General features: G+C 65.8%; 1 protein-coding gene. It reads right to left on the bottom strand.

Going from position 1 to position 486, the window contains the following annotated elements; genetic code table 11:
• On the bottom strand, window positions 1-486 hold a 486-nt coding region (locus FRY97_RS22655), incomplete at both ends, for a hypothetical protein (protein WP_170254882.1).

Here is a 486-nt window from a genome sequence, read left to right as displayed (position 1 = left end):
ACATTGATGGGTGCAGCGCCCATGGAGCCGGCCTGTGCAGTGCACTCGCAGGAGAAAGCGCCGGAGATGCTGGCCTGTGCACAGGCATTGGCATCGGAGACGTCAAAGCTGTAGGGTGCGCCGCTGGGGAGCTCCACGGAGGTGAAGGTGTAGGGCTGCCCAGGCATGAGGGCCCCAGGTGTGCCCGCTACGGCATAGGAGGCGGTATCGCCGCCGGATATGCTGAAGGAGACGGTATAGAAGGCGTTGGAGTTGTCGCATGCGGTAGAGATGGCCGATATGGCCGGGGCCCCGAGCAGGCTGGCCTGAGCGGAGCCGGAGCCAGTGCCGGCGCACCCGGTGGCGTCGGCCACAGAGGCCACGGTATAGGTGCCGGGGGCTGTTGCCAGGAGCTCGAAAGTGCTGCCAGTAGACAGCATTGCAGGCTGTGGCACGCCGTCGATGGCGAGGGTGAACTCGAAGGGCGGGGCGCCGGAGAACTGTATG

Source organism: Phaeodactylibacter luteus, from assembly GCF_007993045.1.
Classification (GTDB): Bacteria; Bacteroidota; Bacteroidia; order Chitinophagales; family Saprospiraceae; genus Phaeodactylibacter; species Phaeodactylibacter luteus.
This window is presented reverse-complemented; position numbering and strand designations above follow the sequence as displayed.